The sequence below is a fragment of the Rhodanobacter panaciterrae genome (assembly GCF_014651895.1).
Classification (GTDB): domain Bacteria; phylum Pseudomonadota; class Gammaproteobacteria; order Xanthomonadales; family Rhodanobacteraceae; genus Rhodanobacter; species Rhodanobacter panaciterrae.
Window position 1 is genome coordinate 1831906 of the sequence record NZ_BMXT01000001.1, and the last position, 12863, is coordinate 1844768.

Sequence of the window (12863 nt, forward strand, 5' to 3'; positions counted from 1 at the left end):
GTTGCACTCAAACGCCGTGATGGATCGCCGCGATGCTCAGAGCAGCCCTAATGCCACAGCATGATGACGTATGTGATCGTCGATAAAGCTGGTGATGAACCAGTAACTGTGGTCGTAACCGGGGTGCCGGCGCAACAGCAAGCTCTGCCCAGCTTCCGCACAGGCCTGGTCGAACAGTTCGGGTTTCAGCTGGGCTTCGAGGAACTGGTCGGCCTCGCCCTGATCGATCAGGATCGTGCCGGGAATGGTCTGCCGCCGCACCAGCTCGCAGGCGTCGTAGTCGGCCCAGGTTTTCGGGTCGACGCCGAGATAACGCGGCAAGGCCTTCCTGCCCCACGGCACTTGGCTGGGCGCCACGATCGGCGCGAAGGCCGACACCGAGCGGTAGCGCGTCGGATGCGTCAAGGCGATGGTCAACGCGCCATGGCCACCCATCGAATGACCACAGATGCCGCTGCGCTCGACGTCCACCGGAAAGTGTGCGGCGATAAGCGCCGGCAGCTCATCGGCCACGTAGCTGCGCATGCGGAAATGCGCCGACCATGGCGCCACGCTGGCATCGACGTAGAAACCCGCGCCTTCGCCGAACTCCCAGTCGCCGGTGGCGCCGTCGATGCCGGTGTTGCGCGGGCTGGTATCGGGCATGACCAATACCAGCCCTAGTTCGGCCGCCAGCCGTTGCGCGCCTGCCTTGATCGTCGCCGTCTCTTCGGTGCAGGTGAGCCCGGCCAGGAAGTACAGCACCGGACACGGTTGCTGTGCGGCTTGTGGCGGCTGATATACGGCAAAGCGCATCGGTCCGGCACAAGCTTCCGATTGATGCCGGTAAAAGCCTTGCACACCGCCGTGCAGGCGTTGTTCGGAGATCGTTTCGAGCATGCCCATCGTCGTCCTCATCGGCCCCGAAGCATAACCGCGCGCCACCTCAGCATCGCGTTCAGCCAGACCGGCGACGCGCAAGCCCGGAGACTGGTAGAATGCACGACTTGCGCGCCGCATTCCCGGCGCCGCTCTCTGTTTTGAGGTACCCCCATGTCATCCCCCGTTTCCGACAACGCCCCGGTCCCGTCCGGCTTTGGCGCACTCGCGCTGCACCCTGACGTTCTGCGCGTACTCGCCGACGTCGGCTATGAATCGCCTTCGCCGATCCAGGCCGCCACCATTCCGCCGCTGCTTGAAGGCCGCGACGTGCTCGGCCAGGCGCAGACCGGCACCGGCAAGACCGCCGCGTTCGCGCTGCCAATCCTGTCGAAGATCAGTCCACGCGCCGGCAAGCCGCAGGCACTGGTGCTGGCGCCCACGCGCGAACTGGCGATCCAGGTCGCCGAGGCGTTCCAGCGCTACGCCGCGCACATCCCCGGCTTCCAGGTATTGCCGATCTACGGCGGCCAGAGCTACGGCCCGCAGCTGCACTCGCTGAAGCGCGGCGTGCACGTCGTGGTCGGTACGCCCGGCCGCGTGATCGATCACATGGACAAGGGCACGCTGGACCTGTCCGAGCTGAAGTATCTGGTGCTCGACGAAGCCGACGAAATGCTTCGCATGGGCTTCATCGACGACGTCGAGAAAGTGCTGCAGGCGACACCGCCCGAGCGCCAGGTCGCGCTGTTCTCGGCGACCATGCCAAGCGTCATCCGCAAGATCGCGCAGCGCCACCTGAAGGATCCGGTCGAAGTCACGATCAAGTCCTCCACCAGCACCGCGCCGAACATCCGCCAGCGCTACTGGTTCGTCAGCGGCATGCACAAGCTCGATGCGCTGACCCGCATCCTGGAAGCCGAGCCGTTCGACGCGATGATCATCTTCGCGCGTACCAAGCAGGCGACCGAGGAACTCGCCGGCAAGCTGCAGGCACGCGGCCTGGCTGCTGCCGCGATCAACGGCGACATCGCTCAGCCGCAACGCGAACGGGTGATCCAGCAGCTGAAGGACGGCAAGCTCGACATCCTGGTCGCCACTGACGTGGCCGCACGTGGCCTCGACGTGGAGCGCATCAGCCACGTGTTCAATTACGACATTCCGTACGACACCGAAAGCTACGTGCATCGCATCGGCCGCACTGGTCGCGCCGGTCGTGCCGGTGACGCGATCCTGTTCGTCAGCCCGCGCGAGCGCGGCATGCTGAACGCGATCGAGCGTGCCACCCGCCAGCCGATCGAGCAGATGCAGCTGCCGTCGGTCGACGTGGTCAACGACGTGCGCATCGGCAAGTTCAAGCAGCGCATCAGCGACATGCTGGCGCAGGGCAACCTCGGCCAGTTCCAGCAGCTGATCGAGCAGTACGAGCAGGAGCACAACGTGCCGGCGCTCGAGATTGCCGCCGCACTGGCGCGTATCGCGCAGGGTGATCAGCCGCTGCTGCTGGCACCGCCGCCGAAGCGCGAAAAGTACGAACCCGCCTCGCGTGAGCGGGTCGAACGCGCGGCACCACGCGAGCGCACAAGCAGCGAACGCCGTCCGCCGAGTGCGCCGCGTGAAACTTCTGCTGCCAGCCATCCGCCGCGCGAGTCCAGGCCACATGAATCACGGCCACGCGAACATGCCCCACACCAGCATGGCGCGCACGAGAATGCGCCGCCGCGCGACTTCGGCCATCGTCCGGTGCGCGCGCATGCCACCGAAGAAGGCAAGCGCACGTATCGTGTCGAGGTTGGTCACGAGCATGGCGTGAAGCCGGGCAACATCGTCGGCGCGATCGCCAACGAGGCCGGTCTGGAAAGCCAGTTCATCGGCCGCCTCAGCATCCGCGACCACTACAGCCTGATCGATCTGCCCGACGGCATGCCGGCAGAAGTGTTCGAGCACCTCAAGAAAGTGTGGGTGGTGCAGCAGCAGCTGCGCATCCACGAGTGGGACGGCACCGACACTGGCACCAGTGCACCGCCATCGCACAAGCCAGGCGGCTTCAAGAAGCCCGGCAGCTTCAAGCCGCGGCCCAGCGGCGGCAAGCCACCGCGTCGCAAGTAACCGTTTCGGAGCGCGCTGCTCGCCCCTGGGTCGGCGGCGCGCTGAAGCGCATCAGCTTGTCGTTCGATTGATGCACACAGAAACAGGATGGCGACAGGCTGCTCGATAAGCACCCTCGCGACGACGTACCATCGGCCGGATCATCGCCGCTGCGAAACCGCCGCATGTCCAGCCCTTCCGCCGAACAGCGCCAGCTCAACCGTGCCGAACCGTGTCTTGCCGGTCTCGCACCTGCAGCCGTACGGCAGCTGCAGGTTGCGGCACATGCCATCCGTGATGGTGCCGAAAGTACTGCACGACAGGCGCTGGATACTGTTCTTGCGATGACGCCGGAGCATCCGGAAGCGCTGCGGCTGTACGGCATCCTGCACACCCGCGCGCAACGCCATGCCGAAGCGCAGACCATCCTGCAGAGAGCCCTCGCGCAATGGCCGGACTACGCGCTGGCCTATTCCGATCTGGGCAATGCACAACAGGCAGCCGGTGAACTGGACGCTGCGTTCGCCAGCTGGCGGCAAGCCTGTGCGCTGGCGCCGAAGGCCGCGATGCCGTGGTTCAACCTCGGCCGCAACCTGCAGCAACATGGCGATACCGATGCGGCGATCGACGCGCTGCAGCAGGCCCATGCACTGGCGCCGGATTTCTTGCCCGCGCTGATCCTGCTTGGCGATGCACTGGTGCATGCAGGCCGTTTCGACGATGCCGATGCGCGCTATCGCGCAGCACTCACCTTGCATCCTGCCTGCGGCGACGCCTGGCGTGGGCTGGCGAACATGAAGACGCGACCCTTGTCCGAGACCAATCGCGAGCAGCTGGCAACGGCACTGCGCCGTACCGACATCAATCCGCCTGACCGTATAGCGATGGGCTTTGCCTTGGGCAAGGTATGCGAGGACCAAGGCCACTACGAGCAGGCGTTTGCCGTACTGAACGCAGCCAACGCGCAACTGCGCGCGCTGTCTACATGGCAGGCGGGAGCGTTCCATACGCACGTCGACGCGATGCTCGCTGCCTCAGCCAGACTGCCGACACCGACGGACGCCACGCTCGGCCATGAGGTGATCTTCATCGTCGGGTTGCCGCGTTCCGGCTCCACCCTGTTCGAGCAGATCCTCGCCGCCCATCCCGACGTCGAAGGCGCCAGCGAGCTGCCCGATCTGGAACAGGTACTCAGCGAGGAATCCGCACGCCGCCGCCAGCCATTGCTGCAATGGATCGGTGCCGCCAGCGCCGACGACTGGCAGCGACTGGGCCGGCGCTACCTGGAACGCACCGCGCGCTGGCGCCGGACCAAGCCGCGCCACACCGACAAGCTGCCGTCGAACTGGCTGCTCGGCGGCGTGCTCGCCGCGATGTTGCCCGGCGCGCGCATCGTGGACGCCCGCCGCGATGCGCTGGAGGCGGGCTGGTCCTGCTACAAGCAGCAGTTCTACCGGCTGCCGCATTTCGCCTGCACGCTGACCGACATCGCCGCCTATATCCACGATTACGAGCGCGCGATGGCGTTGTGGCAGGCCGCCGCTCCACAGCGCATCCGCATCCAGCGTTACGAGGCGCTGCTGGCCGAACCGGAGTGCGAGATCCGCGCGTTGCTGGCGTTCTGCGGGCTGCCGTTCGATCCGGTCTGCCTCGACTACCACCAGGCAACCCGCAGCGTGCGCACCGCCAGCGCGGCGCAGGTACGGCAGCCGCTGCAACGCGATACCGCGCGCGCGGCCCATTACGGTGCGCTGCTCGATCCGCTGCGTTTCGGCCTCGGCATCCCCACCATCAAGTGATGCATGGCGATCGTGCGCTGACGGCGACACATCGTTTCCGTCAACGGGCTCGGCAAATCGTCGATGTGCCCCCACCATGACGGCATGGATTCCCGTGGAGCAAACCTCGAATGACCACCCTGCCCAGCCTGTACATCTCGCACGGTTCGCCGATGACTGCACTGCAACCGGGCCTGACCGGCGAACGACTGGCCGAACTGGCTGCTGTGCTGCCACGGCCGAAGGCGATCGTGATGGCCAGCGCGCACTGGCTGTCGCGACGGCCGCAGGTCGGCAGTGCAGCCATGCCCGAAACCATCCACGATTTCGGTGGTTTTCCCGCCGCACTTTACCAGCTGCGCTATCCGGCGCCAGGCGATCCTGTGCTGGCCGATCGCGTCATGCAGTTGCTGGATCATGCGGGCCTGGCGCCCATCGCCGATCCCAAGCGCGGACTGGATCATGGCGCCTGGGTGCCATTGCGCTTGCTGTATCCGGACGCCGACATTCCGGTAGTACCGGTCTCGATCCAGCCCGAACTTGGCCCCGCGCATCAGTACGCGCTGGGTCAGGCGCTGGCGCCGTTGCGCGACGAAGGCGTGCTGGTGATCGGCTCGGGCAGCATCACCCACAATCTGCACGATCTGCGCGCCGGCTACAGCGACGAGCGGCAGGCGCCGTACGTAAAGCCGTTCATCGACTGGATCGAGCAGAAGCTCGCCGCCGGCGATATCGACGCCTTGCTCGACTATCGCCGCCAGGCACCGTTCGCCGAACGCGCGCATCCCACCGACGAGCACCTGCTGCCGTTGTTCGTGGCGTTGGGTGCCGCCGGCGCAAAGGCCCATGCGCAACGGATCGACGCGGGCATCGACATGGGCCTGCTGGCGATGGATATCTACCGCTTCGACGGCCCGACCGTCGACGACTCGCGCACCCCGCTCACTGCACGATGATCGTGCCGACCATCATCGGGTGGATCGAGCAGTAATAGGCATAGGTACCCGGTTTGGAAAACGTCACCGCGTAGGAGTCGCTGGTATCCAGTCCCTTCGAGGAAGCGAACTGCGAACCGGCGCTGGTGATCACGTGCGGCTCCTCGTCCTGGTTGGTCCACACCACGCGGGTACCCGCCGGCACGGTCAGCGTCGCGGGCGCGAAGGCGAAGTTGCGTATCTCGATCTGCTGCGTGTGCATCGCCTTCGAGGCCGCTGCACTTGCTGCCATAGCGGCAGGCGATGCCATGCTGACACAGCAAAGCACGCCCAACGCCAGCAGCACAGTTGGATGCCAACGCAGCGCGTGTGGTCGTGCAAATCCACGGGCAATCGCTTTCACGACAGCACCTCCTCGGTCACGGCGAGGGCTTGCCTGCCCTGCACGTGGCGTACATCGCGAATGCCGAGATAGCGATGCAGCGCGCCCGGCGCCACCTCCTTCATCGGTCCGGGCCCAGGCCCGACGCCGGGCGCAGGTTGCGGATAGGCCGTCGAGCGCGCCGTGTAGAACGTGATGTTGCCTTCCACCTTCTGCTGGATCTGGTGGATATGGCCATTGAGTACGCTGACCGAGCCGAACCGTCGCAGAAGGGACATCGCCTCGGCACTATCGTCCGTGCCCCAGCCCCACGGCGGGTACAGCGGCCATAGCGGCATGTGGGCGAACACCACCAGCGGCGTTTCGGCGGATAGCCCGGCGAGATCCTTTTTCAGCCAGGCCAGCTGCTCCATGCCCAGCGAACCCAGCCCACCGGCCTTGAGGTCGAGCACGTTGATCAAACCGACGAAGTGCACGCCGCGATGGTCGAAGCTGTACCAGCCGCCCGTCTGCTGGCGTTCGCCGAAGCGGCGAAAGAATTCGGCACCGTTGTCGCCGATCACGTCGTGCTCGCCCGGCACGTAGAACACCTTGCGCGCGTGCGACTCCTGCATCACGCCGGTCAGCGTGTCGAACTCCTCGGGCTTCGACAGATGCGTGAGATCGCCGGTATGCAACAGAAAATCCGGACGCGCGGCCTGCGCATTGACCAGCGCCACCGAAGCACGCAGCGTGCCCACCACGTCCATGTTCGGCGCCTTGTGGAAGCCGATATGGGAATCGCTGATCTGCGCAAAGCTGAAGCTGGCATCCGCCATGGATGCCGTCGCCGCGCCATCACCCAACGGCTGGGCGCGCAGCACGCCGCCCTTCATCAGCCAGAGCGTGCCGGCCCCGGCCCAGGCCATACATTTGAGGAACTGGCGGCGGCCGCCAGCTTCGTTGTCGTGATTGTCTTGCATGATGAACACTCCGCAGGGGTGAATGGTCGAACGGCCACGGCCGGGAATCGGGTGGCCGTAGATGCCTGGGCTTCCCTCTCCCTGCATTACCGATCGCCTGGCTCGCCTATTCCCGCTTTTGCGCGGCGGGAATAAAGTCGAGCCAGCCGAGGTAATCCCTTTCATGCCCGTCGATTTGCACGTCATCCCGCCAAGCCCGGACAGCGTCCGCAGCGCGCGCTTCGAGGCGCTCGTGCTGCCGTGCCTCGACGCGGCCTACAACCTCGCGCGCTGGCTCGCGCGCAACGATGCGGATGCGCAGGATGTGGTGCAGGAAGCGATGCTGCGGGCGCTGCGCTATTTCGACAGCTTCCACGGCAACGACGCCCGCGTCTGGCTGCTCGCCATCGTGCGCAACACCTACTACACGCTGTGCATGAAAACCCCGCCCGACAACCTGCGCGAGTCGCTGGACGAGGACGCCCATCCGCTGATCGATCAGGGCCCTTCACCGGAAGCCCTGACCCTGCTGGCGGTGGACGTCGGCACGCTGCAGCTCGCACTGGAACGCCTGCCACCTCCGCTGCGCGAAGTGCTCGTGCTGCGCGAGCTGGAAGAGTGTTCCTACAAGGAAATCGCCGCGATCACCGAACAGAAAATCGGCACCGTCATGTCCCGGCTCGCCCGTGCGCGGGAACGCCTGAAGACCGAGCTGACCTGCCGCCCCAAGGAGGTACGTCGTCATGACCTGTGATGACACCAGGCTGCTGATGCACGCCTATCTCGATGACGAGCTGGACGCTGCGCAAAGCGCGGTCATGGCCCGGCACCTGCAGGAGTGCACCTCTTGCACAGCCAACTACGGCGTATACAGCCGACTGCGCAAGGCGCTGGCGCAACCCGGGCTGTACCATCGCGCGCCGGACGCGTTGCGCGAACGCTGGAGCCCCGCGCCATCCGCGGCGCAGGCCACCCTGCCCGCTTCTTCCCAGCCCCGTCGCGCACCGCTCGCCTACGCGATGGCCGCCGGTTTCGCCGGTGCGTTGCTGCTCACCAGTCCGGCATGGATCACCGCCTTGCAGCAGCGCGGCGCGGACAGCAATCCGGTCGTGGCCGAGGCCATCTCCAGCCACATCCGCTCGCTGCAGGCACAACACCTGATGGACGTGGTGTCGACCGACCAGCACACGGTGAAACCATGGTTCGAGGGCAAGCTCGATTTCTCGCCGCGTGTGAAGGATTTAGTCAGCGAAGGGTTCCCGCTGATCGGTGGCCGTCTCGATGCGATCGACGGGCGCAGTGTTGCCGCCCTGATCTACAAGCGGCACCTGCATGTAATCAACCTCTACCAGTGGCCAGCGGATTCGGCGGCGACGGCGCAAGCGGAAGTGCAGCGTCACGGTTACACCGTCATCCGCTGGACCGCCGAAGGCATGCGCTATGTCGCCATCTCCGACGTCAGCGCGGGCGATCTGAAACAGTTCGTGCTCGCCTTCCAGAACGATGCTGGAACACCAGCCGTGAACCCGTCGCGATAACGCTCAGGCGCTTTGCGGTATCGGTGGTTCGCTGGCATCGAACGGATCGAGCCAGTCCTCGGGCGTCAGCACTGGTAATCCATGCGCGAGTCGGGCCTTGTCGCATTGCGGACTGATCGCACCGAACTCCCACGACGGCTGCACCTCGCGGCATACCGACGGCCGCTGCGCGTAGATGCCGCAATGCGCCGCTACACCCACCGTGCCCTGCAACGCCACGCAACGCGGCTGCGCGGCGTTGGTGCCGCGCATCGCCAGTCGGTGTGGATCGAGCTTCTCGGTGAGTTCCGGCGGCACACCTCCGCCGAGGAAGGCTTCCGCCTCTGACCAGTGAAACGCCACGCGAAAGTGCGCACAACAAGCACCACAGCGCAGACAGGGATGTTGCATGGGATCGACCAGGGCGCACCCCGAGGCGCGCAGCCTGCAGATTCTAGAACGTGAAAGGCCTGCCGTGCGGCAGGCCTTTCACGGCATCACGCAAACCCGCGCTCAGGGTTCGCCGGCAAACGTATCGCACTGGTCCATGTCGCCGCCGCTGAAACCGGTCTTGAACCATTTCACCCGCTGCGCCGAAGTGCCATGGGTGAACGTGTCCGGGCGCACCCGACCTTGCGCCTGCTGTTGCAGGGTGTCGTCGCCGATATGGCTGGCGGCGTTGAGCGCCGACTCGATGTCGCCCGGCTGCAGCCAGTTCAGATCCTTCTGGCTGTGGTTGGCCCACACGCCGGCGTAGCAATCCGCCTGCAGTTCCTGCCGCACGGACAAGCCGTCCGCACCGTCCATCGGTGTGCCATTACGACGTGCCGCGTCGACCTTGTCGAACACGCCGGTCAGCTTCTGCACGTGGTGGCCCACCTCGTGCGCGATCACGTAGGCGCGGGCAAAATCGCCGGAGGATTGCAGTTGATCCTGCAGTTGCTGGAAGAACGCCACATCCAGATAGACTTTTTGGTCGCCCGGACAATAGAACGGACCCACCGCGGTAGTCGCACCGCCGCAAGCCGTCCTCACTCCACCGCTGAACAGGTGCAGTTTGGGATCGACGTAGGTAGCACCCTTGGCCTGGAAAATCTCACCCCAGGTCTGCTCGGTCGAATGCAGGATCGCACTGACGAAGGCCTTCTGCTGCGGGTCGACCTGCGCCGGCACGCCCGTCGTCTGCGTCGGCGCATTCAGCTGGGCGCCACCGCCCTGATCGAGCAAGGCCAGCGGATTCTTGAAGAACACCCAGCCCAGGATGGCCAGCACGATCAGACCGCCAATCCCCATGCGACCGCCGCCGAAACCCGGACCACCGCCGCCCCCCCCGCCGCTGCCGCTGTCGACTTCGACGTTGTCACTGCTGCCGCCCTTCTGCCAATCCATACGCCCCTCGCTGACTGATGCACCGCCCCCGATGCTGCATGGCGACGATAGCGCCTTGTCTGGCATCACGCCACGCACGCGCTGCGGCTAGAGTAGGCAACCCTTCATGAGGATCCACCATGACCCATCTGCCTGCCCTGGTTACCCTGCTCACCGTCCTGCTGCTGTTCGGCACCATGTGGGCCGTGGGCCGCGCCCGTGACAAGTACGGCATCAAGGCGCCGGCCATCAGTGGCGATCCGGCCTTCGAGCGCGCCTACCGGGTGCAGATGAATACGCTGGAGAGCACCGTGATGTTCCTGCCCACGCTGTGGCTGGCGGCCAATTACGGTTTCAGTGGCTGGGCCGGCGTGGCGGGGCTGATCTGGCTGGTTGGTCGGGTGTGGTATGCGCTGGCCTACCTGAAAGAGGCGGGCAAACGAGGTCCCGGCTTCACGGTCGGCATGATCGGCTGGGGGGCCACGCTGGTGATGGCCTGCATCGGCGTCGGCCGCGTGCTGTTGCTCGGCTGACGGCAACTGCATCCGTTCCACCCACAGCCCGTCAGGCATAGTTTCCGCATGGAAGTCATCTGTACCGAAGCTGCTCCGCTGCCTCCGGCACTACCGCCTTCACCGGCGCCACTGGTCCATGCGCAGGTACCCGGCTTGTGGGCTGCTGCGGGATTGATCGCCACCTATTTTTTGCTGCAGATCATGACCAGCACCTTGCTCGCGCTGATCATCGGCGTGATAGCGGCGCTCAGTCATGCCGGGCCAAATCTCGACTTGGCGATTCCGGCAGCCGTCGAACAACCAGCCATGCAGGCGCTGCTGGTCATGCTCTCGCTCGCCGTCTCCGCACCCGTGACGCTATGGCTGGCATATCGGAAATGGCCGCAACTGTGGTCACTGGCGCAGCCACCGGGCTTCGGTTTCGCGTTGCCGCGCAACCTGCAGTTCCTGGCCCTGGCCATGGTGGCGGGACTGGCCGTACCGCTGCTGGGCACATGGCTGACCCAGTTGCTGGCACACGGTCATGCGGTGACCCAGGACATCCAGCAACTTGGCGGCAGCACCCCGCTGGGGTTGCGCCTTCCGCTGGTACTCGTGGTGGTGAGCGTGGGTCCGCTGGTGGAGGAGCTGTTGTTTCGCGGCGTGCTGTTGTCGGCCTTGCTGCAGCGCCGGCATGCGGGTTGGGCGGCGGCGATCAGCTCGCTGGCGTTTGCGCTGGTCCATCTGCCGGGCCTGCAATACCAGTGGTACGCGTTGCCTGAGCTGGCCCTGCTGGCGCTGGTGCTGGCCTGGTTGCGACTGCGCTCGGGCTCGATCTGGCCGGCCGTGGTGGCGCACGGCGTGAACAACCTGCTCGCCGTGGCGGGATGGTTCGTGGCGCTCAACCTGCCTGGCTGAGCACGCTTACTTCGACGGAGTGGCGAGGTCGTGCAGCAGTCGTGCCGTCTCGAACACCGGCAAACCCATCACACCGGAATAGCTGCCCTGCAGATGTTCAACCAGCACGGCGCCGCGGCCCTGGATCGCGTATGCGCCGGCCTTGCCGAACGGTTCGCCAGTGGCGACGTAAGCGGCGATGGTCGGCTCGTCCAGCGTGGCAAAACGCACCTGCGACACGCACTCGACCGATTGCTCGCGTACCGCGCTGACCAGCCACACCACCGAGATCACTGCATGCGTGCGCCCCGACAGCCGGCGCAGCATTGCGGCGGCATCGTCCGCATTCTGCGGTTTGCCGAATACTTCATCGTCCAGCACCACTTCGGTATCTGCGCCCAGCACGAACGCATCCTGCATGCTGCCGAGGCTGGCCAGTCCCGCGCGTGCCTTGTCGCGTGCCACTCGGCTCACGTATGCCTGCGGCGACTCACCCGACGCACGCTGCTCGGCCACGTCGACATCGAGCGCGACGAAGTCCACGCCGATCTGTTCCAGCAACTGGCGACGGCGCGGCGACTGCGAAGCGAGGTGAAGCATCTGAATTCCGATCTGTGGTGAAACCACCAGCGTAACGGTTCACAGCGCGAGGCTGTACTCGCAGAACTGCCGGTCACGCTGCCAGCCCAGCGATTCGTACAGCGCCTGCGCTGGTGCATTGTCCAGTGCGGTCGACAGCGACAGGCTGGCTGCACCCAGCGCACGGGCCTGTTCCGCCGCGGCAACCAGCAAGCCCGCCGCTACGCCTTGCCGACGTGCCGAAGGCACCACAAACAAATCGTTGAGCAGCCAAGTACGGACCGTGCGAACCGAGGAGAACAGCGGATACAGCTGAGTAAAACCCAGGCCATCGCCGTGTTCGTCCTTCGCCAGCAGGATCAGCGACTCGTGCTGATGGACGCGCTCGGCCAGAAAATCATGCGCCCGCGCCAGGTCGGCCGGCTGGCCGTAGAACTGGCGATAGCCGTCGAACAGCGGCGCCAGCGTGTCGAGATCGAGGATGGTGGCTTGCCGGATCTGGAAGGACATGGCGATTCCGTAGACAGGGCTGACGATCAGGCCCGATGGTAAGGGTGTCCGGCCATGATCGTGTTGGCACGATACAACTGTTCGGCCAGCACCAGCCGCACCAGCATGTGCGGCAGGGTCAACGGACCGAGCGACCAGCGCTGGTCGGCACGCGCCAACACCTCGGGTGCGTGACCATCCGGGCCGCCGATCAGGAACGCCAGATCACGTCCGGCCATGCGCCACTTCGCCAGCTGCTCGGCCAACTCTTCGCTGGACCACGTCTTGCCGCGGCCATCGAGCGCAACCACATGGATGTCGTGTGGCAGGGCGGCAAGTATCGCCGCGCCTTCGTCCTGGATCGCCCGCGCATCATCGCGGCCCTTGCCGCGAATGCCGGGTTTCAGTTCGATCAGTTCCAGCGGCAGCTCGTGCGAGAGCCGCTTGCGGTATTCGGCAAAGCCTTCGGCCACCCAGCCGGGCATGCGTTCACCGACGGCGATCAGGCGTGCACGCATGATTGTCGTCGATCAAATG

15 protein-coding genes are annotated in these 12863 nt (G+C 65.6%); 7 read left to right on the forward strand and 8 right to left on the reverse strand.

All coding sequences use genetic code 11. The features are described 5' to 3' along the window. Positions 1 to 36: 36 nt before the first annotated feature. Positions 37 to 885: an S-formylglutathione hydrolase gene (gene fghA / locus IE071_RS08520; RefSeq protein WP_189440658.1), complete on the reverse strand. Its 849-nt coding sequence runs from the start codon at positions 883 to 885 to the stop codon at positions 37 to 39. 147 nt (positions 886 to 1032) lie between these two features. Here fghA and IE071_RS08525 point away from each other — a divergent pair, with 147 nt between their 5' ends. The 3 genes from IE071_RS08525 to IE071_RS08535 all read left to right on the forward strand — a co-directional run bounded on the left by IE071_RS08525 (position 1033) and on the right by IE071_RS08535 (position 5680). Continuing rightward, complete coding sequence (locus IE071_RS08525) at positions 1033 to 2967, forward strand: DEAD/DEAH box helicase (protein ID WP_189440659.1); 1935 nt, start codon at positions 1033 to 1035, stop codon at positions 2965 to 2967. A gap of 164 nt (positions 2968 to 3131) precedes the next feature. Further along, positions 3132 to 4745, forward strand: a complete 1614-nt coding sequence (locus IE071_RS08530; protein WP_189440660.1) for a sulfotransferase — start codon at positions 3132 to 3134, stop codon at positions 4743 to 4745. Between the two features lie 110 nt (positions 4746 to 4855). After that, on the forward strand, positions 4856 to 5680 hold the full coding sequence (locus IE071_RS08535) for a dioxygenase family protein (protein ID WP_189440661.1): 825 nt from the start codon (positions 4856 to 4858) through the stop codon (positions 5678 to 5680). Here IE071_RS08535 and IE071_RS08540 read toward each other — a convergent pair. Further along, the gene (locus IE071_RS08540; RefSeq protein ID WP_189440662.1) at positions 5667 to 5969 is read right to left on the reverse strand and encodes a cupredoxin domain-containing protein; all 303 of its coding nucleotides are present in this window, start codon (positions 5967 to 5969) and stop codon (positions 5667 to 5669) included. The two genes, IE071_RS08535 and IE071_RS08540, sit on opposite strands and share 14 nt — an antisense overlap. An 89-nt stretch (positions 5970 to 6058) precedes the next feature. Further along, positions 6059 to 7003 carry a metallophosphoesterase family protein gene (locus IE071_RS08545; protein WP_189440663.1) on the reverse strand — a complete coding sequence of 315 codons (945 nt, stop codon included), beginning with the start codon at positions 7001 to 7003 and terminating at the stop codon, positions 6059 to 6061. 163 nt (positions 7004 to 7166) lie between these two features. On the opposite strand from IE071_RS08545, the gene IE071_RS08550 reads away from it, so the two are divergent. Beyond that, positions 7167 to 7736, forward strand: a complete 570-nt coding sequence (locus IE071_RS08550) for a sigma-70 family RNA polymerase sigma factor (protein ID WP_189440664.1) — start codon at positions 7167 to 7169, stop codon at positions 7734 to 7736. Beyond that, positions 7726 to 8520, forward strand: coding sequence for an anti-sigma factor family protein (locus tag IE071_RS08555; RefSeq protein WP_189440665.1), 795 nt, complete (start codon positions 7726 to 7728; stop codon positions 8518 to 8520). The genes IE071_RS08550 and IE071_RS08555 overlap by 11 nt, the downstream gene beginning before the upstream one ends. 3 nt (positions 8521 to 8523) lie before the next feature. Here the strand turns inward: IE071_RS08555 and IE071_RS08560 are convergent, their stop codons facing one another. Next, entirely contained in the window at positions 8524 to 8910 is a 387-nt protein-coding gene (locus tag IE071_RS08560; RefSeq protein ID WP_189440666.1) for a YkgJ family cysteine cluster protein, read from the reverse strand. Between the two features lie 102 nt (positions 8911 to 9012). After that, a complete protein-coding gene (ypfJ, locus tag IE071_RS08565) occupies positions 9013 to 9888 on the reverse strand; it encodes a KPN_02809 family neutral zinc metallopeptidase (RefSeq protein WP_189440667.1) in 876 nt (291 codons plus the stop codon). A gap of 119 nt (positions 9889 to 10007) precedes the next feature. On the opposite strand from ypfJ, the gene IE071_RS08570 reads away from it, so the two are divergent. Both IE071_RS08570 and IE071_RS08575 read left to right on the forward strand, forming a co-directional pair. Then, complete coding sequence (locus IE071_RS08570; RefSeq protein ID WP_189440668.1) at positions 10008 to 10400, forward strand: MAPEG family protein; 393 nt, start codon at positions 10008 to 10010, stop codon at positions 10398 to 10400. 48 nt (positions 10401 to 10448) lie between these two features. Further along, entirely contained in the window at positions 10449 to 11279 is an 831-nt protein-coding gene (locus IE071_RS08575; RefSeq protein WP_189440669.1) for a CPBP family intramembrane glutamic endopeptidase, read from the forward strand. A gap of 6 nt (positions 11280 to 11285) precedes the next feature. Here IE071_RS08575 and IE071_RS08580 read toward each other — a convergent pair whose 3' ends face one another. Genes IE071_RS08580 through rlmH form a run of 3 tightly spaced genes read right to left on the reverse strand, consistent with a single transcriptional unit; the run spans position 11286 to position 12844 of the window. Continuing rightward, positions 11286 to 11858, reverse strand: a complete 573-nt coding sequence (locus IE071_RS08580; RefSeq protein ID WP_308427767.1) for a Maf family protein — start codon at positions 11856 to 11858, stop codon at positions 11286 to 11288. Between the two features lie 39 nt (positions 11859 to 11897). Then, on the reverse strand, positions 11898 to 12347 hold the full coding sequence (locus IE071_RS08585) for a GNAT family N-acetyltransferase (RefSeq protein WP_189440670.1): 450 nt from the start codon (positions 12345 to 12347) through the stop codon (positions 11898 to 11900). A gap of 26 nt (positions 12348 to 12373) precedes the next feature. Next, positions 12374 to 12844: a 23S rRNA (pseudouridine(1915)-N(3))-methyltransferase RlmH gene (gene rlmH, locus IE071_RS08590; protein WP_189440671.1), complete on the reverse strand. Its 471-nt coding sequence runs from the start codon at positions 12842 to 12844 to the stop codon at positions 12374 to 12376. Positions 12845 to 12863: the final 19 nt, after the last annotated feature.

Bases quoted from the DNA above. Each gene is read 5' to 3' on its own strand.
- fghA (WP_189440658.1), bottom strand. From the start codon at position 885: ATGGGCATGCTCGAAACGATCTCCGAACAACGCCTGCACGGCGGTGTG.
- IE071_RS08525 (WP_189440659.1), top strand. From the start codon at position 1,033: ATGTCATCCCCCGTTTCCGACAACGCCCCGGTCCCGTCCGGCTTTGGC.
- IE071_RS08530 (WP_189440660.1), top strand. From the start codon at position 3,132: ATGTCCAGCCCTTCCGCCGAACAGCGCCAGCTCAACCGTGCCGAACCG.
- IE071_RS08535 (WP_189440661.1), top strand. From the start codon at position 4,856: ATGACCACCCTGCCCAGCCTGTACATCTCGCACGGTTCGCCGATGACT.
- IE071_RS08540 (WP_189440662.1), bottom strand. From the start codon at position 5,969: ATGGCATCGCCTGCCGCTATGGCAGCAAGTGCAGCGGCCTCGAAGGCG.
- IE071_RS08545 (WP_189440663.1), bottom strand. From the start codon at position 7,003: ATGCAAGACAATCACGACAACGAAGCTGGCGGCCGCCGCCAGTTCCTC.
- IE071_RS08550 (WP_189440664.1), top strand. From the start codon at position 7,167: ATGCCCGTCGATTTGCACGTCATCCCGCCAAGCCCGGACAGCGTCCGC.
- IE071_RS08555 (WP_189440665.1), top strand. From the start codon at position 7,726: ATGACCTGTGATGACACCAGGCTGCTGATGCACGCCTATCTCGATGAC.
- IE071_RS08560 (WP_189440666.1), bottom strand. From the start codon at position 8,910: ATGCAACATCCCTGTCTGCGCTGTGGTGCTTGTTGTGCGCACTTTCGC.
- ypfJ (WP_189440667.1), bottom strand. From the start codon at position 9,888: ATGGATTGGCAGAAGGGCGGCAGCAGTGACAACGTCGAAGTCGACAGC.
- IE071_RS08570 (WP_189440668.1), top strand. From the start codon at position 10,008: ATGACCCATCTGCCTGCCCTGGTTACCCTGCTCACCGTCCTGCTGCTG.
- IE071_RS08575 (WP_189440669.1), top strand. From the start codon at position 10,449: ATGGAAGTCATCTGTACCGAAGCTGCTCCGCTGCCTCCGGCACTACCG.
- IE071_RS08580 (WP_308427767.1), bottom strand. From the start codon at position 11,858: ATGCTTCACCTCGCTTCGCAGTCGCCGCGCCGTCGCCAGTTGCTGGAA.
- IE071_RS08585 (WP_189440670.1), bottom strand. From the start codon at position 12,347: ATGTCCTTCCAGATCCGGCAAGCCACCATCCTCGATCTCGACACGCTG.
- rlmH (WP_189440671.1), bottom strand. From the start codon at position 12,844: ATGCGTGCACGCCTGATCGCCGTCGGTGAACGCATGCCCGGCTGGGTG.